The organism is Gilliamella sp. LMG 34359 (genome assembly GCF_984569085.1).
This window is the reverse complement of record NZ_OZ474906.1, coordinates 3,017,515-3,038,261: the sequence shown is the minus strand read 5'-3', so window position 1 is coordinate 3,038,261 and position 20,747 is coordinate 3,017,515. Positions and strand designations below refer to the sequence as shown.

Below are 20,747 nucleotides of genomic sequence, written 5' to 3'. Positions count from 1 at the left end.
AATTTTAACACTAAGCTTATTCAAAAATATCAAACTATAATCTTTTAATAACAATTGAGGTGTTGATTCCACCAAAAGCAAAGTTATTGGTTTGAAAATATTCAATATCTAAATTTCGCCCAGCGCCGACAATATAATCAAGATCACCGCACTGAGGATCGATATGATTTAAGTTGATAGTTGGGTTAAACCAGCCTGTGTGCATCATTTCTAACGTCAACCATGCTTCAATTGCCCCACATGCGCCAAGGGTATGGCCAAAATAACTTTTCAATGATGATATGGAAGCCCAATATTTGGCTACTAATTAATAGTTTAACTAAAGTGTACTATTAAATAACAAAACTATTCGTGATAATTATTCAACCGTAAATTCGAAGTTATAGTTGATATTCCTTATTCTGCGACAAGTTATTCAATTAATTATGTCTCTGTTAGTCCAAACTTACAAGGCAGCAGTGGAAAAGTTCACCGTAATTACAATCGTTGGGTAAATAATCTTGACGTTAAAATTAGAGAAAGTATTTTCAGAGCTAAATAAGAATTTAATCTAAAAATAATTTTATTTGCAAATAAAGCAACACTAAGCCCAAAATCCGTTTGGGCTTTTTTATACTTAATTCATTATTAATATTATTTTTTCAATTCGCTATTTTGACAAAATAATGCTATTTATTAGCAATAATATTAATTGTTAAAATTTACTATCTATTCTTTGCATTGAAGTTTAATATATAGATGTATTCATACCTTGTTATGAATATAGTTCCAGTTCCAATCTTTTCTTATCTATCTTTTCTATTTCATAAATCTTAGCACTTGAGGACAATAATTATGTTTCAATGGCTTTCAAATTGGATTTTAGATGGACTTAAGCATTCACCAGAAATACTTTTATTTCTCTCTTTAAGCTTAGGGTATTTGATTGGTGGTATTCGAATCGGCAAATTTCAGTTAGGTGGTGTTGCTGGTTCATTATTGGTAGCAGTGGCATTAAGTGTATTTGGTGTGACTGTGGATGCTGGTGTTAAAGCGGTACTTTTCGCTCTATTTATTTATGCTGTTGGTTTCGAAAGCGGACCACAGTTTTTCCGTTCATTAGGGGTTAAAACCCTGCGTGAAATCTTTTTAGCATTATTTATTGCTGTTGCCGGTTTTGTAACAGTAGTGGTGTTAGCCAAATTATTCCATTTAGATAAAGGTCTTGCTGCTGGTTTAGCCGCAGGTGGATTAACCCAATCAGCCATTATGGGTACGGCATCAGATGCATTAACTCAGCTAGGTTTAAGTCCAGAAGAGTTAAGTCGATTACAAGGTAATGTGACTATTGGTTATGCGGTGACATATATCTTTGGTTCACTGGGTGCGATTATTGTCTGTGTTAACATTTTGCCAAAAATTATGGGGCGAGAAATTAACGACGATGCAATTAAGGCCGAAGCAGAACAATTACATGGCTCGCTTTTATTAGGTAGTGGTCAAAACTTTGCTTTATCTGATGTAACTGGTCGCTTATATCGTATTACTAATAAGGTTAATCAAACCGTTGAAAGTTTAGAAAAGGTGATTAATGGTATTAGTATTGAGCGAATCAAACGTGGCAATCGTATTATTGAAGCTGCACCTGAAACCTTATTAAAAGCCAAAGATATTATTTTGGTTGTTGGTCATCGGGATGCCATGATTGCTGCCACTGATTTATTAGGTGAAGAAGTGAATTCAGCACAGGGTATGGATGTAGTGATGAATACCCAAGATGTTGAAATGCGTAATACTCGGTATGTTGGTCAAAATTTAACACAAGTGCTTTCATCTGACGAAGTGATGAAGTTAAAACATGGTATTTATTTAATTGCTGTTCATCGTGATGGACAACCATTGCCATTAAATAATGATATGGTATTTAAGTTAGGTGATGTTATTACCATTTATGGTACCGATGGTGATTTAAGGCGTGTGGTTGATAGAATTGGTGCGCCGATTACCAAAAGTGAAAAAACTGACTGGATATTCCATGGGTTAGGTCTGGTAGTTGGACTTATTATTGGTCTTATTGTGATTCGAGTCAGTGATATTCCAATCACTTTAGGTGCCGGAGGTGGTGCTTTATTATCAGGCTTATTGTTTGGTTGGTACCGCTCTTTACATCAAACAGTAGGAAATATTCCAACTGGAGCAGTGCAATTACTTAAAGATTTTGGTTTAGCTGGCTTTGTGGCAGTTGTTGGGCTAAGCTCAGGTTTACAAGCCATTAATACTATTAAAGATCAAGGTCTTTCATTATTCTTAATCGGTGTTGTGGTGACTTTATTGCCGATGTTACTAGGCATTTATTTTGGTAAGTATGTCTTGGGTTATAAAAATTCGGCGGTATTTGCTGGCGCTTTAGCCGGTTCTCGTAGTGCAAATCCAGCTTTTGGTGAAGTACTAAATAAAGCCGGTAACTCAACGCCTACCAACTCTTTTGCAATTACCTATGCTTTAGCTAATGTTTTCCTAACCTTGTTAGGACCATTAGTTGTTGCTTTTGTTTAATTGACATCTCAAATTAAGGATACATGGTTATGAAAAGTAATAATGAATATGCGAAATACGCGAATTTAAGTCCTTTTGAATTGAAAGATAATTTAATTAAACTAGCACAAAGCCATACTGATCGTGTGATGTTAAATGCGGGGCGTGGTAATCCTAACTTTTTGGCAACTTGGCCACGACAAGCGTTTTTTCAACTAGGTGTGTTTGCGCTACAAGAATCTGAAATGTCTTTTTCATATATGAATGAAGGTGTCGGAGGCATGCCAATTAAAGTTGGTTTAACTGGGCGTTTTGAACATTTTGTTCGTCAAAATTATCAAACACCTGGGGTGTCTTTTTTAGGTAAAGCATTTTCTTATATTCGCGATCAGCTAGGTTTAGATGAAAACGCATTCTTACAAGAGATGGTTGAAGGTATTTTAGGTTGTAATTACCCTGTACCAGACAGAATGCTACGTTTTAGTGAAGAGGTAGTTAAAGCATATGTCCTCACTCAAATGGGAGCACAATATCTAAGACGTGATGATCTGGATCTTTTTGCCGTTGAAGGCGGTACAGCGGCAATGGCCTATATTTTCAATTCTATGAAAGAAAATAACTTAATCCAAAAAGGTGACAAAATTGCCATTGGCGCACCTATTTTTACACCCTATTTAGAAATCCCAGAACTTAATGATTATCAATTGGTGGAAGTACTAGTTAATTCCGATCCTGATGCCAATTGGCAATATCCAGAAGCGGAATTGCGCAAATTAGAAGATCCTGCTATTAAAGCTTTCTATTTAGTTAACCCATCTAACCCACCATCAGTAAAAATTGATGATAAAAGCTTACAGATTATTGCTGATATTGTGAAAAAACGTCCTGATTTAATTATTTTAACTGATGATGTTTATGGCACATTTGCTGATAATTTCCAATCCTTGTTCGCTATTTGTCCAAAAAATACCATTTTAGTTTATTCATTTTCTAAATACTTTGGGGCAACCGGTTGGCGTTTAGGGGTGATTGCCACAGCTCGTGATAATATATTCGATAAAAAAATTAAGGCATTACCAAGCAAAACGAGACAGATTTTAGATAAACGCTATAGTTCTATTGTGACAGATCCTGAAAATCTAAAATTTATTGACCGTTTAGTGGCCGACAGTCGTGCAGTGGCGTTAAATCATACTGCTGGGCTTTCAACTCCACAACAAGTACAAATGGTGTTATTTGCCTTGTGTGAGATGATGGATACCGATCAAAGTTATAAAGCAGCATTAAAATCATTGATCCGTCGTCGAGCGGCTTCGTTATATCAACATTTAGGGCTTGCGCATCATACTGATGAAAACAGTGTCGATTACTATACCTTAATTGACCTAGAACATATTTGTCGTGAGCTTTATGATGACAAATTTGCTAAATGGATCTTAAAAAATAAAAATCCATCTGAGATGTTATTTAGAATTGCTGATGAAGCAGGGGTGGTTTTATTACCTGGTAAAGGATTTGCTGTACAACATCCTTCGGCTCGAGCTTCATTAGCCAATTTAAATGAATATCAATATGCAGCGATTGGCTTATCAATGCGTAAACTTGCTCAAGAGTATTATGCTGAGTATCAAGGAAAAGCGAAGAAAAAATAGTTAATCACTTAAATTTATTCATCTATCTACATATCAAACCCTAGTTTATGAAGTGACCCCATAAAGTTGGACACTTTGATTAAGCGGCTTGTAAGGCCTGATTTCGAAATTCAACCGGAGTCAGGCCTTTTAATTTGGCTTTAATCCGTTTGGTGTTGTAGTATTCTATATATTCTTCTATTTTTTCAATCAATTCATCTGCATCTTTAAAGCATTGTCCATGGTACATTTCTGATTTTAATAGACCAAAAAAGTTTTCAGCTACCGCATTATCTAAACAATTTCCCTTTCTGGACATACTTTGTTTGATGCCATTATTAGCCAGTAGCTTCTGATAATGGCGATTTCTATATTGCCAGCCTTGGTCACTATGTAGTAACGGTTTTTCACACTGTTTTAATCGTGATATCCCTTTTTTAAGCATATCTGTCACCAAGGTCAAACGTGCATTTTTAGCCACTTTATAAGCGATTACTTCTTGATTATATAAATCGATAATGGGCGATAGGTAAATTTTCTGTTCATTTACCTTAAATTCTGTGACATCCGTTACCCATTTTTCATTCGGTCTCGATGATTCAAAATCTCTTTTAAGATAATTAGCGGCTGTTTTACCAGTCTCTCCACGATAAGAACGATATTTTTTAGGTCTTACTGTCGATTTGAGATTAAGCTGAACCATTAATCGTTGTACTGTTTTATGATTGAGCTTAATTCCTTCATTTATCAACGCTAAATGAATTCGCCGATATCCATAACGCCCTTTATGTTCATGGTAAATCGATTCTATACGTTTTAACTCATTTTCATAAGCAGACGGCATTTTCAACCTATTAACATGATAATAAAAAACACTTTTTGCCAGTTTTGTTGCTGATAGCAAATGTTTTAAGGAATACTGATATTTAAGAGCTAAAACAACTAACGTTTTTTCTTTGTTTGTTGACGTTTTGCTTGCTTCAGCTCTTCGAACTTTTTTAGAACAGCATTTTCTGCTCGTAGATAAGCAATTTCCTCTTTTAATTCTTCAATTGTTTTTTCGTCATCACTGTGAGTTGGTTCAATACGGGTTCGCTTCATACAGGGTCTTCCTCTGGAACGATATTCAAGCCCTCGGAAACCTTTTTTATGATATCTATCAAGCCAAACAAATAGAAGACCGGGGGAACTTAAATTAAGCATAGCACTAGTGTGCCCGAGAGACCAATTATTTGTCCACATTAATTTTAATGCTTGTAATCTTGCTTCGGCATGACGTAAATGAGGTGTTGGTTGAAAGGCGTTATCACCATGAATCGCAACCACTTGGGACCAATATCGAATCTGACGAGAAGATATCGCATATTTTTTTGAAAGAATTTTCGATGATTCTCCTGATAAGAATTCATTAGCTATGATAATTTTTAAATCTCGACTATATTTTGACATAAAAAGACCCTCAGTAATTGGTTGTCCAACTATTGGGGGTCACTTCATTAACTAGGGTTTTTTATTTTATAAATCATTCTTCTTGATAAAAAATTTTAGTTATTCATTTTGAATAAAAACAAGTTAATTTAATAATATTGATTTTTTTAAACAGTAAATTGACAGCTTATTTTTTAATCTATATGATCGCAAATGAAAATCATTATCAATTAAAGCGTGTTCGGATGAAAAATTTAACTGTAAAATTTAGTCTATTTAGTTTATGCCTTATGAGCTGTTATAGTTCTATTGTGCTAGCTGAAAGTAATATTAAAGATATCAAGGAAGATATTGAAAAAGATAAATTGGACACCATCACTGTTACTGGTGAAGGGGTACATCGCAGCGAGTTACAAACCAGTTCAAGTTTAAGTGTTATAACTAATAAAGATATCGAAAGACGTCCCGATCTTTACTCTTTAACAACTGTACTTAAACAAACTTCCAATATTCTAGAAACTGGATTAGGTAATCAATTACCCTCAATTCGAGGCGTTGAGGGGTCATCAGCTCATGGCGCAATATCTTTTTTAGCAGGTGCTCGTCCTAGAGTTAATGTGCAAGTTGATGGTGATAATTCTAACTATAATGAATTGGCCTTTGAAACTAAATCGCTATGGGATATTAAGCAAGTCGAAGTTTATCGTGGGCCGCAAAGTTATGCTCAAGGACGTAATTCTATTGCTGGAGCTATTGTTATGCAAAGTAATGATCCCATCAATAAATTTGAAGCAGCAGCAAAAACGGATTACGGTAATCAAAATAGACGTCAATTAGCCACAATGCTATCTGGTCCATTAGTTGATGAACAATTACTCTTACGTTTTACGGTGGATGATCAAGGTCGTAAATCCTATGAACATTTAGCCAATTATCATCCTGCCGGTGACTCAAGAAAGTTTAAATCCACTACAACTAAGGCTAAATTACTTTGGTTACCTTCAGCTGTGCCGGATCTTTATAGCCGTTTAACCTTTAAACATGTAGATTCACGAAATCCTCAAGGGGAGTTTAAACCAACAACAGATTATGATACCTATCGCTCTGTATTCAAAATTCGTACTTCGAGCACAATTTGGGATGTGGGTTATCAATTTAATGATACATGGGAATTTGAAAATAAAGTTATTTATTCAAATTATATTCATGACCGTTTTTCTCTGCCTTCTGGCGCACCATCTCGTGTTGAGGGGCATAAATGGCAAGTTCAGCCGATTTTAAAATACAACGATGGTACATACCAAGGTTTATTTGGTCTATTTTATTTTCAGTCACCACAAGATGACAGTATTTTATTAGGCGTTCGCAACCGTTATCATGATGTTATCAAGACTAAAGCGGTTTTAGGGGAGTTTACCTTTAAACCAATTGATGTTATCGAAGTTAATCTATCAGCTCGTTATGAGCAAGAAAAACATACCCGTAAAGGTGGTAGCTTATTTACTTTAGATTATGATAACAAAACAAATGTTTTCTTACCGAAATTTGATGTTGCTTATCTAATCAGTGATGATCAGCGTATTGGTGCTAAAATTGCTCGTGGTTATAATCCTGGAGGGGCTGGAATTACATTTACCTATCCTTTTTCAACATACAATTATGGTACTGAATATCTTTGGAACTATGAACTTTATCACCGCTGGCTTTCAGACGATAAACGCTTAAAAATCAATACTAATATTTTCTATAACGACTATAAAGATATGCAAATTGAGTATTCTCATCCACTAGGAATAACTATTGCTAATGCCGATAAAGCGATAACTTATGGTGCTGAATTTAATGTTGAGTGGCAAGCAACACAAAATTTAAATTTAAACTCCGGTTTGGGCTTACTTAAAACCAAAATAGAAAAATATAGCGACAGTAAAAGTTATAACGGCAATAAGCTAACGCGTGCTCCTGGTTATACATTTAATTTAGGTGGGTACTATAACCTACCATATGGGTTGGAAACCGGATTAAATGTATCGTTTGTGGATAGTTACTTTACTGATGCATCAAATAATAGAGCATCTAAAATCGATAGTTATTACCAAGCAAATGCTTACATAGCTTATAACTTCAAACAAGGTCGAATCATGCTTTATGCTGATAATGTTTTCAATTCTCATGACAAAATTAGCCTGATGTCCTCATCTTCACGTTACCGTACTTATCAGCAACCACGACAAGTCGGTATTTCTGCACAAATAAACTATTGATAAATCAGTTAAATATTATATGTATAAAGGATTTAAATTTGTTTTAGTTTTACATAACTGATTGTTTTAAATTAACCGAATTATGAGTGGTAATAGATTATTAAAATATATTTGCACTACTAAAAATGATATTAATTAAGACGTTATGACTATAAAGTAGATGCTGTAAAAGGAAAAATTAGTAAATGATTGACAAAGCAACGATGAAATTACCTAAAAATGTATGGTTATTATTTGTAAGTCTTTATATTACAGAATATGTTGGTATTGGCTTTTTGACTATCGCTTTAGCTTTAATTTTAAGAAAAGATGGCATGGAGTTAAACCAATTAAGTCTTATTCCTTTAATGATGTTACCAATCGGGTTAAAAATTTTATGGGCACCGGTTATTGATAAATATTTAAAACGGCGAATATCTCATTATCGCAATTGGTTATTTATCTCTTTAACACTAATGTTAGTATGCTTAATATCTATAGCTTGTTTAGATCCAATCCAACAGTTTTATATTATTTTACCCATCATCTTTATTTTTTCCACAATGACTGCAACTCAAGAATTAGCCATATCAGGGTTAGCTTGTAATATTTTTTTAGCCGAGCAGCGTTATCTTATTTCCAGTATCAAGACTAGTGGTTCTATGATAGGTAATATTTTAGGTGGTGGAGTAATTTTACTACTCTATGCCTATATTGGTTGGATGGGTTGTTTATTATTAATTGCTATTTTAATTGGATTTACATTAATTCAACTTTGTTTTTTTGCAGAGTACCGTTACTGCCAAAATCAGCCTACTGCCGAAAGCAATGATCCTCAATATTGGAAAAATCTAATTACTATCTGGAAAGGTAGAATTAATTGGTTAATTATTTTGATACTTATGCCGTTTAGTTTCCTACCGGCTTATAATCTATTATCACCAATACTTGTCGATGATGGTTGGGGATTATCAGATATTGCTATTTTATTAAAAGTATTTGGATCTATTGTTAGCTTAGTGGCGGTTATATTAGTAGCCAAAATCCTCAAGCGATTAACAAGGAAACAAAGTTTAACCTATTCATTACTCTTTCATGCTTTTTGTTTACTTGCATTCATTCCGATCTCGTTAGGTTATGTCAATATTTTCAATGTCTATTTAGCCTGTTTTCTTTATTTTCTTAGTTTACCTTTAATGTCTATCGCCATTACCGCCATCATAATGGATAATTCAGATAGCTCACAGGCACGTTCTACAGCTTGTAACGCTCAATCGGCACCAAGTTTTATATGTGGCTTTATCGTAATATCACTAAGTTATTATCTGGCACAACAATTTGGTTACTTCCCTGTCGTAATCGGCTCAATAGTACTCGCATTTTTAAATGCATTCTATGCAAGCCGAACAATGGAAAAATAGGATGACGTCGAATTTCATGAGTTGACAAAATAATAGTTAGATATCAGTTGGTAAAAATAATGTTATTTTTAAAATAACATTATTTTTTTGTTTTAATCATTTGTAATGATGCTAGTACTTCTACCGCAACTAAAAATAGTTTTTAAATGTACTGATTTAAATTATATCTAAACCATGTCTTTTTATGTTTTCATTATTGCAAAAATTTTTACCTGAGATCATTATAAATAGCGTCTTAATTTTTATTAATTAACAATTAATCAATTAGATATGATTTTATTGATATTGTTTTCGCTAAAATAAAATTTTTTTTATTTATTTATAAGATCGGACATAACCTGTCTAACTGACCAGTTAAATTATCTCTGAAATATTTATTAAAATAAGGAGATAAAAATGGCTGTTTACCGTTCTGATGCAGATCTTGCATTTTTAAAATATTGTAACAACGATGATTTAGATTTACTGGTTTCTATTCTAACTATAGATCCTAAAGATAACCAATCAAGATATAGTGAAGAATTGACCTCATGTGAAATGTATAAAAAACACTATCCAAATCACAATAAATACTGGGAGTGCATTGCTGCTGAGTTACAAACTTATGGAGCTAATACACTAGTCACTAAGTTACTTCGTGGTGGTAAAGGTGTTCCTTATCGGGAAATTTTAATTGATGTTTGTGAAAAGAAAAAAGTAAATTTCAATAAAAATGCACCAATTGAAAATATTGAAATGAATCTACTTTTAAAAATGTTAGAGCAATCATTAAATGAAATGACTTCAGAGCAATTAAATCAACTCTCAAAGGAAATGGAGATGGATTTGATGAACCCAACTCCAGAACTAATATTAATGTCGATTCAATCTGCGATTAACCTTTCAGGATTTGCCGCATATATATTTGCTAGTCGCACCCTTGCGATGGTTTTAAATCAAATTGGGATGAAAGCTCCTTTTATTGTTTATACTTCAATGTCTACATTTATGAGCTTTTTGGCAGGACCAATAGGTTGGGGTATAACGGCAACTTGGTTAGCAAGTGATTTTGCCTCTCCTGCGTTTAGAGTCACGGTGCCGGCATGTGCGATTATTGCTTATATGCGTCAAAAACATCTAAATAAAGAAACAATTAATCAACACCAGAAATAAATGTAGGAAGCATAATATGTCTGAGTATGATCGATTTAGTATCAGAATCTGTATGATACTTGAACGTTTGTTTTTAGGGGAAACACTTTCAATTAATGAGTTGGCTAATGAATTTAATGTCTCGAAAAAAACGATAAGTAGAGATTTTAATGAGCGTTTAGCCAATCTGTTAAGAATAGAAATTGAAATGGTCAAAAAAGGACAGTATAAATTGTCCGAAAACTCAATGAGTTTGTTAAGAAATAATCGATATCGCGGTATTTTAGAATTTAGTAAAGTTATTGATATTGATAAATTATTTCCTAAACAAGTTTTTGACTATAAGTTTATTAGTGCTTTGCTTTCTAATAAAAATCATTCGCCATGTATTGTGTATGTTGATTCACTAAAGGAACAACCAAATGTGTATGGACCTTTTCTTACAATAATTCAAGCAACCATTAATAAAACCTTAATTACCATAAAAACAAACAATGAAGTTTTTGATCATTTTGCACCATATAAATTAATTAAATTTAAAAGTCATTGGTATTTAGTTGGAATATATGAGAAAAAATTTCATGTAATAAACTACGATGTAATCAAAGAAGTTTTAGTTATTGGCGTATTGTTTGATGTTGATGTATATAAATTACAAAAGATCGAAGAGGAAAGTTTTATACAATCGCTTCCACATTTCGGTTATGTAATGCGAGTATTTCAAGAAGAAAAAAATTAATTTAGAAAGGAGATAACAATGTTCATTTTTAGAATCATGAGTATTAGCCTAGGCGCGGCCTTGACCATTGCATCTATATATGAATCCCAAAAGATCCTAGAAAAAAAGTGTCATATTAATAATCTAACTCAAAGCCAAAATATTGCAATTCGTAGCGCGACTGGTTTTGCTGTTTCGGTTGTTGTAGGTGGGGCAGTCATTAATACAATTAAAAAAATTTATAAATATTAATATGATAAAAATAGAGTTAAAACCTAGTATATGATTGAAAATGGTATTCAATTTTTTACTTAAAATATCTAACTTAATAATATAAATTAAATAATACGAATTATGTAACAATAATTCGTATTATTTGTCATATTAAACATGTAAATATCCCTTGTTAGTATCCAAACCAAGTAGAAATTAAGCTGTTTTTTTCATGTTCTATATTCAATTGGTAGCATATTGTTTAATGCTTCATGCGGTCTTTCTGCGTTATACATCTCTAACCTCACTTCCGTTATTTTTCTTCCTTGTTTCAAATTTTTAAATACAAATCTAACACCTCAGTTCGATATATCTGGTTGAATCGTTCTATATAGTCGTTTTGATAAGGACTAACAGGTTTAATGTAATCTAGGGTTACTCCATCTGATTTTGCTTAACTGGTAAATCTGATTGAGGTAAATTCTGCGCTATTTTCAATGCGTATTTTAAATGAATAACTGTGATATTGAGCCAGTCTGTTTAAATATTGAGAACTCTACCAGCCGATAAACTCACAGCTATATCAATACTTAAAGTCTGATGATTCACATCATCAATAACATTAAAAGTTCTAAATCGACGATGGTTTTCGAAACTATCCCTAATCGCCATGTTTATCCTGTCATTTATAAAATACCATATTGACGACAAAAATTTTTTAACAGGGATACCTGCTTCAACTTCTTTTAATATAGAGACAATTTAATGCACTGATAATTTTTTATATTGAAATTCTCCTTAAAAATATTATCGAGTATTTTATACTTTTTATGTACTATTTTAGAGGGCTTGTTACAAAAAACAGCCAGAATTAATATTTTCATATTATTGTATATTTTTATCTTTATCGCGACGGCATAACAATATAGATAACCATTTTAAAGAACGTTTAAAGTTCAACTTCTAAAGATTAAACAACTAAAATTCAATCAAAATCAATATTGATAATTGGTTTGCAGTCATTAAACGATAATACCGAGTATTTTAGGTATATAGTGACTGAAATATATTGTATAAACAATAGGGTTTTCCGCATATAGTGTCTTTATTACCAATGATTAAAGCTCGTTTCAATTGTGATGGTCTTAGCCCTAAACCCGATACACAGGTTCTACTAAAATGGGCCAAATCAGAAAATCCTTTATCACTGGCTAATTTTGTCAATGTTGTGGATGAATCAAAGATATCAATTACATCTCGTAATCTTTTCCACAACAGATAACTTCGAAAATTAATGCCCAACTCCGAACGAAAAAGATGAAGAAAACGACTTTCAGAAAGGTGTAATCTATCGGCGATTTCTTTGGATGAAATTTGCTTTATGGGTAAAGATGAAATAATGGAGACAGCTTTATTAATACGATTATCATGTTCAAAAGAACAATTAGGGTCTGATTCACATAGTAGCTTATAGACATAATAAAGATCGTATGGTTGCTTAATTGTGATAGATTTCATTAAATAATTGGCAATTTTTAATGCTTCTTTATTGGTTAAAAAATAGACGGAGTTGGTTACAGTAAAATGCGATAATAAGTGATAATAAGGATCTTCTGCATCAATAAACAAATTAATACAACATATATCAGGTGCACTTAATTTATGGGGAACGTTGGGGCGAATAATAAATCCAAATAAATATTTTTTATCACCTGGTGTTTCTAATTCCAAACACATATTGTGTAATGATATGGTCAGTTGGAGAGAGGGATGACGATGCCAATCTGTCATAATATTGTATAGAAAAAACAATGTTGATAAATCTTGTCGGTGCACTTTAACGAACAAATCATTTTCTAACATAATATTTTATCCTTGTTAAATAAAAACTTCCTTTTGATTAAAATTAAAGCTATAAACTGGATAAATAGAAACAAATAACTTGATTAACTCGAACCAACTAAAGCATAACACATACCTGGTTTAAAGTTAATCAAGAACCAAGAAACGAATTTTGATCAATTTGGAGAATTAGTTAATAATAAGCTTTTAGAAAAAGGGACATAGGTTCTGTCTCTCTGCTTTAAAAAACAGATAAAATAATTAACATTTCAAGACGACTAAACACACGACATAACTACAAGGTTTACAAACAACCAAATTACACAAAGAAATCTTATTTCTTAGCTAGTCATCAGATAAAGAAATTGCAATACCATTAGATACGGTAAAAGATGTGATTACTTATGTTGTTCAGTTAATTAATTTGTTTAGCTTGAGTTTAATAATGGAAAGTATCATGTTAGCAATTGTTAAACCTAAAATTCATAATAAACCTCTGTTGCCAATGTAATAACCAGACCAGTTTTTTTAATCTGATAGATATAATAGCGACATTTTATTACTCATTAAGTATTCATCACTAAAATTAGGTTATTTTGCATAATTTATTTTAACAGCTGTTGAATCCGACCAATGGGTAAGCAAGCATATCTCCTGATATCTAATCTATTGCTAGGAAATATCAGTAAGCAATTTCCTGCTCACATCATTGGTATCCACGTGGACATACATAAATATCAATGTAATGAATACTTATTATTAATTTGCTCTTCATTCAATTCAATTGCAAACCAGCGAAGAGTAACTTTGAACCAACTTCCGGTTGCTTTTTGTGGCGATAATAATGAAGATGAATTTTATTAAGCAGACATTCCACCATCAATCACTAAAGTTTGACCGGTAATATAATCACCACCAGAACCGAGTAAAAAGTTCACCGACATAGCCACATCCTTGGTTGAACCTATTCGACCTAATGGAATTTTTTTCAACATATTTTTATACGCACTACTCGATAAATTTTTACTCATGTCGGTTTCAATAAGACCTGGAGCAATTGAATTGACACGAATATTAAAACGACCTAATTCAACAGCTAACGAATGAGTCATTCCAATCATTGCAGCTTTTGTAGCAGCATAATTGACTTGACCTATATTACCTTTAAAGCTAGTCACTGAACTAATAAAGAGAATACAACCATCTCCTCGACTAATCATATGAGGTAAAAAAGCTTGATTGACTAAATAGCTAGACAAAACGTTATTATTCATTACCTCTAACCATGTCTCTTCTTCAATGTGTATAAATAAGTTGTCTTTTACTATGCCGGCATTATTAATTATGGCGTACGGTGCACCGAATAATGAAACACATTCACTCACTACGTGGTTAACCTCGTTTGCAATTGAGACATCACATTGATAAGCTTTACATTGTTTACCTTGTGAAGTCAAAGATTCACATATTTCAAGTGCTTGCTTTTTACTATTTTTATAAGTGAAGACAATATCAAAGCCATTTTTAGCTAGCTCTGACACTATTTCAGCTCCAATACCTCGTGAACCACCTGAAACAAAAACCCATTTATTTTCCATATTTAATTTCTCTTTTGCATTTAATTGTAAGTTTTTATACCCATAATATTCATGGTTATCATTATCGATACTTCCTCTTTCACCCAAACAGGAATAACAATATTAATTAAAAGCGAATCTTTATAATTTGTCGTATCATTTATCATTACGCCATAATTTATGCTGTCGAGTACTTTTTCTATATTTAGTTGGCTTATTTGAGGACTGACGTAAACCTGATGATTTGTATGTAGAAATAAAACATTATCACCAATAAATTGTTTTTGATTGCCCATGAATTCTTTAAATTTTTGGACACATAATTCAGTTGCATGTTTGGAGATGAAAAGAGAAAAAAGAAGTGCGTCGAAAAATATCCATAATAGAGAAATATTTGCGAAAGTTGCTTTAAATTGTTGTTGTTTTTCTTTTATCAAATCTGGATCAATACTAAATATTTGTGTATCAGAAAAATTAAACTGTCGGATTTCTTCATTAAAAGTACTTTTATGCATTGAACCAATAAAATATTTTTTTGCTAACTCCATATCGTGTAAAGTAAATGATATTTTATTCTCTGAGTTCTTTAATGAAAGTTGATAGTCTTTATCAATATCTAAAGGATAACGTAATGAGGAGCGCCAAACAAATCCATCTGATTGTCCTTTTATAAATGAGTCGGTTGTGTACTGTTTTAAAGGCAGCATGGCCAACATACCATGTACTGCCAAATTATTTAGCCCAATTTGTCTGGCTTTGTTTTCATCAAAATGAATAGGATTGAAATCACCAGAAAAGTTAGCCCATTCCTCAAGGGATTTTTTGTTAAAATTCAATATCATTATTGAAGCCTTTCAAAAATCAATGCACTATTTGATCCACCGAATCCATAATTCACGTTTAAAACAGATTGAATATTGGCAACCTGTCGATGCTTATTGGGTACATAATCTAAATCACAATTTGGATCAGGATTGTTCAAATGAATGGTTGCTGGAATGATATTGGTTTCGATCGATTTTATACTTAAAATTGACTCTAAAGCACCTGCAGCAGCAATAAGGTGACCAGTATAGGATTTGGTGCTCGAGATAGGCAATGAATATACTGGATCACCAAATATCTTCTTCAACATCTCAGTTTCATTAAGATCATTTAATTGTGTTGAAGTTCCATGGGCATTTACATAATCAACTAACTCAATATCAGCCTGCTTTAAAGCATTTTTAACCGCATGATATCTACCTTGACAATCAGGAGCGGGAGTTGTTACATCGTAAGCATCAGAACAATTACCATATCCAGTGACCTCAGCATAGATGGTTGCACCTCTTTTTATTGCAGTTTCATATTTTTCCAAGCAAAGAACCGCTGCACCTTCTGATAAAACAAAACCACTACGATTTTTATCAAATGGACAACAGGCAGTTTCTATATTTTCTTGTTCTTTGCTTAACGCATTGAGAATATCAATACTCCATATATTAACATCACTATTTAAGCTCTCACCACCACCAGCTATCATCATTTCTGCTCGGCCACTTCTAATTATTTCAACTGCATCGCCAATTGCAATTCCTCCGGTGGCACATGCAGAAACCGGTGTATTTTGATAACCTCTCAAATTCCAATTCATGGACATTATTGCTGAGCCAACATTGTGCATAGATAAAATATTGGTCAATGGGGAGGCAAAACCTTCTGAATTATAAGAGAGGCTATTTTCAGCTAAGGCATCGGCACCTCCCCAGCCTGTCCCAAAGATAACGCCTCGCGAAAAAGGAGGGTAGTGCTTATCCATCTCACTTATATCGTCTCCAAAAGCCATTTTTAAAGCTTCATCAGCAGCAATTAACCCTAAACGACCAAAACGAGGCGTATTTTTCAAAATTCGTTTGGAAAATGGCGATAAGTTTAATTCGAATGGAATCTTGCCGAAAAACTTTGCAGTAATAGATTTATCAGGATACTTATACTTGCAGTAGCCAACTTTATAATCCATTATTGCTTTCCAAATTTCGGCCACATTTTTGCCTAATGAGGTTATCGCGCCATAGCCTGTAACGACAACTCGTTGTCTAGTAGTTTTGTCTCCCATTTTTGTTCCTTAAGCTTTTAAAGATTGAGATAAATAGTCAACAAAATCACCAACTGAACTAATTTGTTTTTGTGCCAATTCTGCCATATTTACAGCTAACCCATATTTCTTTTTTAAAGCCACTTCAATTGAAACATAATCAAGGCTAACTAAATCTAACTCCGATAATGGTGTATCTCTGGTAATTGATTCCGCATCAATGTCTGTTAATTCCGTGACTTGTTCCACAATAAAATCAAATAAATCCATAATAGTATTCCTCTGTTAGTTTAATATGTTTCAATTGCTCTTCCTGATAAAGAAAGCAGATGAGAAATTTCCAAATGAATGGCGTTTGCTAATATATCTATTTCATCAATGGTTGTTTTATTACCCAAACTAATGCGTACAGCGCCATCAATTTGTTCATTAGATAATCCCATTGACAAAAGGACGTAAGAACGATGTGACTTTTTATTATTGCTACAAGCAGAACCTAAGGATAAAGATATACCATGGAGCAAATTCAATCTGCTGGCCAAAGATTCGGCGCGGATATTTTTAAAACTTAGATTTATTGTCCAAGCGGCCTGATATTCAGGATTTTTACTGCCATTAATATCATATTGAACAGCTAGCAAACTTAATTTTTCTAAAAGCCGATTTCGCAATTGCAAATAATGTTGATACCTTGAAATTAGTTGGCTATTTGCCTCTTGGGCTGCTATTGCTAAACCAGCTAATCCGATAGTATTTTCCGTTCCACTGCGTAATCCTTTCTCTTGACCTCCTCCATGTAGTAAAGGGGTTAAGGATATATTTTCTGCAACAAATAATCCTCCGATACCTTTAGGTCCATTGAATTTGTGTCCAGAAAAGGACAATGTTGATACACCCGGTAATTTATTCAGTTCTATTTTAATTTTGCCAACAGCTTGAACAGCATCAATATGAAAAAAAATACCTTTTTCATGAGCAAGGCGAGCTACTCTTGCATAATCTTGAATAGCGCCGGTCTCATTATTAATAGCCATCATTGAAATTAACTTTGTATTAGGTTGTATTTTGGCTTCAATATCAGCAACATCAATTATTCCCTCATTAGAGGGGGATAATAATGTCAACTGTAAGCCTTTTTTTTCAAAAAAGTACAAAATTTCAAGAATTGAAGGGTGCTCTATACTGGTACTAATCACATGAATGGATTTCAAATCACATTCTGCATAGAGTGATAAAATACTTTTTATAGCAAGATTATTACTCTCTGTTCCTCCTGATGTTATTACAATATTGTTCGGTTGGGTACCAAGTAAATCTGCACATTGTTGATGCGCATTTTCGACAATTTCTCGTGGTATTTTACTGAGTTGATAAGGACTGGAAGGATTTGCATAATAGCTCATCGCATCGATCATGGCTTTTTTCACTGCATCACTTAAGGGCGTTGTTGCATTGTGATCAAAATATAAGTCCATTAAATCTTTTCCTTTAGTTGACTAAACAAACTGATTAACATATCAATACAATGTTGTTGTGACGGTTCAAGTGTTCCTAATAGTTGTCGAATGTCATCGTTTGAAGTTGTGTTAATTTGAGACACAGGGGTATTTTCAATATATTTGCAAAAAATGTTGGCCATAGCGAGGGATGTTGTACATCCCCATGCTTGAAATCGAGCCTGCTCAAACTTATCTTCTGCTTTATTGTAGTTAATAAATATGTCAACCTTATCACCGCATACCGGGTTAGAAAGTGCTAGTACAATCCCTGGGTCTGTGATATTTCCTTGATATTTTGGATTACAAAAATTATCCACAATAATTTGATTAAACATGTTTACCTCATATTAATTTTGACAGCATGACTTGCTATTCCCCTCACAAGCTTCATTATTAGACATGTTTTTTTCTAGGGTGACAGCACAGCAACCAAACTCTTTTGCAGCAGGAGTACGATTTACAAATTCAATACGTTGCGAATTTCGCCAAGATTTAGTTTCATCTTTACGAATAAACACTAAATCCTCAGTCTGAATCATAACTGGCACTGAACGCGAAAGAGGATCGAAAATAGCAAGTAGGCCGGTCTCGCCATCAGGTAACTCTTTTGACAAATCATTAGGATCTCTAACTGAAAAGTGAATATACGGAGGTACATGTTTGTGGTTATATTCATCTTCAATAGCCATAAAATTGGCTTCAACCATGCCATACATATCCCGTACATTTGCACGAGGAATACCTAGCCATGTTTCAATCTCTGCATTGAGTTGCTCTCTAGATATCATTTCCCCGGTGAATCGTTTCCAACCGCCCATCATAATGACTAAACTCTGGCTATCGAGTTTTAATTTAATATTGTGATTTTTTAGATAAGTGATAAAGCGATTGATCAAAAATGGCGGTCCAATGATGTGTCGAGAAAACTTATTTTGCCAACTATTTAATTTTTCTATTGCCTCTTCAGCATTAAACTTATAATTCTCACCTAATGCGAAATAAGTTGTATCTAATAAACCTGCTAAAAAATTGAAGATTTTCACCATAGCCATTTCAGGTAAGTCTTCTGGAGATGGGCACAAGAAAAGTCCAGCGCCAGTTGATATTTGAAACATTGAACGATAATTAGATACCACGGCGAAAGCCGTATTCGTCATAGTGTAATGACAACGTCGATAAACACTTGGTATACCACTTGTACCAGTCGAACGCATTTCATGTTCAATTTCCTGAAGAGGTTTACTCAATAACTTATAATTATCTCCAGATTTGAATACTGAAACTGGAATTAGTGGAATTTTGGTTAAATCTTCGAAAACTTTAACATCTGATGGAACAACCCCCTGTTTTTCACAAATTTCTCGATAATAGGGATTATTTTCGAAATGATGGGCAACCGCATCCTTAATTAAACATAATTTCAGAGCTTTTTGCTCTGATGTTGGTAATCTATATAATCTATCAACATCGGCAATCAAAAGCCTTAATGGGTCAAAACCTTGTTGCTGTATATCTTTATATAATTTAATTATGTTACTTTCCATATATTTTACTCCACTTTTTGTTTGGTTCTTAAATTCTGAAAAGCTAACGGTATTGTATAGATAGGTGAGTAATATTGTCTTGAACAAAAAAGCTGATTTTATTTTATAAAAAAAATTATTACTTTATTTAACTATTAATAATTCAACTAATTATTTATGCTTTGATAATAATTTTCATTTTTAAACAGCAATGAATTCTTGAATTTAGCTAATTTATTCAAGTTAACAATCATCAAATTAATAAAGGATTACCTAATATTTATCAATTAGGACAAAACATATTATTTATAATTGTCTAATTATTGTTGCTAGGTAAGCAAGACGGTGTGTTAGCAACATCAGTATTTACCAGAAGATTGAAGAGCGAGTTGTTACTCTTATTAAAAGTATTGAATTGATAAGTGTGAGCAAAAACTAATTTAAACTATTATAATACTTACAGATAAAACAGGTAAATTAATTATAGCGATATTAGGAGATATGCTTTTATGATTAACAAGGATGAGTTAATTAAGACAAATTTGCATAAAGTAGATAAATTGGAAAAGGAAATAATTTTTCCGTTTTTCTTATCAGAATTTGGTGAATTAACTTCTGCCTATTTTATCTATCAAAATTTCGATCAGTACGCTGAAATATTTACTTATTTGGTTAATGGTAAATATGTTATTGAATTTGATGTTTCAACTATAGATTACTCAATAATAATAAATTCAATAATAACTGTCGATGAATATAAGAAGTCATTACAAGGCAAAGGCAGGGAAAATAAGGAAAACAGAGAATATTTAGATAAAATTATGAAAGAGATTAATACAAACTGATCTATTTGAGTAGTTTTTTTCCAGTCTGCGATTTAATTCACAGATTTGCTGTAATCATCTGCTAATTATGCGTTCCATTTCGCAA

General features: G+C 32.9%; 18 protein-coding genes and 2 pseudogenes. 8 read left to right on the top strand and 12 right to left on the bottom strand.

Features of this window, described 5'->3' with window-relative positions:
- Positions 1 to 34: 34 nt before the first annotated feature.
- Positions 35 to 283 (bottom strand): annotated as a pseudogene (locus tag AC5LXV_RS13905) (beta-ketoacyl-ACP synthase); the annotation flags it as partial.
- 551 nt (positions 284 to 834) lie between these two features.
- Between AC5LXV_RS13905 and aspT the strand changes: the two are divergent.
- On the top strand, positions 835 to 2,535 hold the full coding sequence (gene aspT, locus AC5LXV_RS13900; RefSeq protein WP_279084878.1) for an aspartate-alanine antiporter: 1,701 nt from the start codon (positions 835 to 837) through the stop codon (positions 2,533 to 2,535).
- 29 nt (positions 2,536 to 2,564) lie between these two features.
- Complete coding sequence (locus AC5LXV_RS13895; RefSeq protein WP_493466808.1) at positions 2,565 to 4,166, top strand: bifunctional aspartate transaminase/aspartate 4-decarboxylase; 1,602 nt, start codon at positions 2,565 to 2,567, stop codon at positions 4,164 to 4,166.
- A 79-nt stretch (positions 4,167 to 4,245) separates the two neighbouring features.
- Here the strand turns inward: AC5LXV_RS13895 and AC5LXV_RS13890 are convergent, their stop codons facing one another.
- Complete coding sequence (locus AC5LXV_RS13890) at positions 4,246 to 5,190, bottom strand: IS3 family transposase (protein WP_493467996.1); 945 nt, start codon at positions 5,188 to 5,190, stop codon at positions 4,246 to 4,248.
- Positions 5,088 to 5,594 carry a helix-turn-helix domain-containing protein gene (locus AC5LXV_RS13885; RefSeq protein WP_493466441.1) on the bottom strand — a complete coding sequence of 169 codons (507 nt, stop codon included), beginning with the start codon at positions 5,592 to 5,594 and terminating at the stop codon, positions 5,088 to 5,090. The genes AC5LXV_RS13890 and AC5LXV_RS13885 overlap by 103 nt, the downstream gene beginning before the upstream one ends.
- A 269-nt stretch (positions 5,595 to 5,863) precedes the next feature.
- On the opposite strand from AC5LXV_RS13885, the gene AC5LXV_RS13880 reads away from it, so the two are divergent.
- The 5 genes from AC5LXV_RS13880 to AC5LXV_RS13860 all read left to right on the top strand — a co-directional run bounded on the left by AC5LXV_RS13880 (position 5,864) and on the right by AC5LXV_RS13860 (position 11,338).
- Entirely contained in the window at positions 5,864 to 7,837 is a 1,974-nt protein-coding gene (locus AC5LXV_RS13880; RefSeq protein ID WP_493466807.1) for a TonB-dependent receptor, read from the top strand.
- Positions 7,838 to 8,022: 185 nt separating this feature from the next.
- Positions 8,023 to 9,237: an MFS transporter gene (locus AC5LXV_RS13875; protein WP_493466806.1), complete on the top strand. Its 1,215-nt coding sequence runs from the start codon at positions 8,023 to 8,025 to the stop codon at positions 9,235 to 9,237.
- 396 nt (positions 9,238 to 9,633) lie between these two features.
- Positions 9,634 to 10,389 (top strand): YaaW family protein, encoded by a 756-nt coding sequence (locus AC5LXV_RS13870; protein ID WP_493466805.1) that lies wholly within the window; start codon positions 9,634 to 9,636, stop codon positions 10,387 to 10,389.
- A 16-nt stretch (positions 10,390 to 10,405) separates the two neighbouring features.
- Entirely contained in the window at positions 10,406 to 11,107 is a 702-nt protein-coding gene (locus AC5LXV_RS13865; protein ID WP_493445168.1) for a DeoR family transcriptional regulator, read from the top strand.
- An 18-nt stretch (positions 11,108 to 11,125) separates the two neighbouring features.
- Complete coding sequence (locus AC5LXV_RS13860; RefSeq protein ID WP_493466804.1) at positions 11,126 to 11,338, top strand: hypothetical protein; 213 nt, start codon at positions 11,126 to 11,128, stop codon at positions 11,336 to 11,338.
- A 191-nt stretch (positions 11,339 to 11,529) separates the two neighbouring features.
- On the opposite strand, the pseudogene AC5LXV_RS13855 reads toward AC5LXV_RS13860, so the two are convergent.
- The 9 genes and pseudogenes from AC5LXV_RS13855 to AC5LXV_RS13815 form a co-directional block, all read right to left on the bottom strand.
- Positions 11,530 to 11,729 (bottom strand): annotated as a pseudogene (locus AC5LXV_RS13855) (integrase core domain-containing protein); the annotation flags it as partial.
- A gap of 614 nt (positions 11,730 to 12,343) precedes the next feature.
- Positions 12,344 to 13,162, bottom strand: a complete 819-nt coding sequence (locus tag AC5LXV_RS13850) for an AraC family transcriptional regulator (RefSeq protein WP_493466803.1) — start codon at positions 13,160 to 13,162, stop codon at positions 12,344 to 12,346.
- A gap of 839 nt (positions 13,163 to 14,001) precedes the next feature.
- Positions 14,002 to 14,739, bottom strand: a complete 738-nt coding sequence (locus tag AC5LXV_RS13845) for an SDR family NAD(P)-dependent oxidoreductase (RefSeq protein ID WP_493466802.1) — start codon at positions 14,737 to 14,739, stop codon at positions 14,002 to 14,004.
- 20 nt (positions 14,740 to 14,759) lie between these two features.
- Positions 14,760 to 15,560 carry a MaoC/PaaZ C-terminal domain-containing protein gene (locus AC5LXV_RS13840; RefSeq protein ID WP_493466801.1) on the bottom strand — a complete coding sequence of 267 codons (801 nt, stop codon included), beginning with the start codon at positions 15,558 to 15,560 and terminating at the stop codon, positions 14,760 to 14,762.
- Complete coding sequence (locus AC5LXV_RS13835) at positions 15,560 to 16,816, bottom strand: beta-ketoacyl-[acyl-carrier-protein] synthase family protein (protein WP_493466800.1); 1,257 nt, start codon at positions 16,814 to 16,816, stop codon at positions 15,560 to 15,562. Before AC5LXV_RS13835 ends, AC5LXV_RS13840 begins: the two co-directional genes overlap by 1 nt.
- A 9-nt stretch (positions 16,817 to 16,825) precedes the next feature.
- A complete protein-coding gene (locus AC5LXV_RS13830; protein WP_493445163.1) occupies positions 16,826 to 17,065 on the bottom strand; it encodes an acyl carrier protein in 240 nt (79 codons plus the stop codon).
- 20 nt (positions 17,066 to 17,085) lie between these two features.
- Positions 17,086 to 18,270 carry a cysteine desulfurase family protein gene (locus AC5LXV_RS13825; protein WP_493466799.1) on the bottom strand — a complete coding sequence of 395 codons (1,185 nt, stop codon included), beginning with the start codon at positions 18,268 to 18,270 and terminating at the stop codon, positions 17,086 to 17,088.
- Complete coding sequence (locus AC5LXV_RS13820) at positions 18,270 to 18,611, bottom strand: iron-sulfur cluster assembly scaffold protein (RefSeq protein ID WP_493466798.1); 342 nt, start codon at positions 18,609 to 18,611, stop codon at positions 18,270 to 18,272. Before AC5LXV_RS13820 ends, AC5LXV_RS13825 begins: the two co-directional genes overlap by 1 nt.
- 30 nt (positions 18,612 to 18,641) lie before the next feature.
- Complete coding sequence (locus AC5LXV_RS13815; protein ID WP_493466797.1) at positions 18,642 to 19,838, bottom strand: LuxE/PaaK family acyltransferase; 1,197 nt, start codon at positions 19,836 to 19,838, stop codon at positions 18,642 to 18,644.
- 488 nt (positions 19,839 to 20,326) lie between these two features.
- Between AC5LXV_RS13815 and AC5LXV_RS13810 the strand changes: the two genes are divergently transcribed.
- Positions 20,327 to 20,662 (top strand): hypothetical protein, encoded by a 336-nt coding sequence (locus AC5LXV_RS13810; RefSeq protein ID WP_493466796.1) that lies wholly within the window; start codon positions 20,327 to 20,329, stop codon positions 20,660 to 20,662.
- Positions 20,663 to 20,747 lie beyond the last annotated feature (85 nt).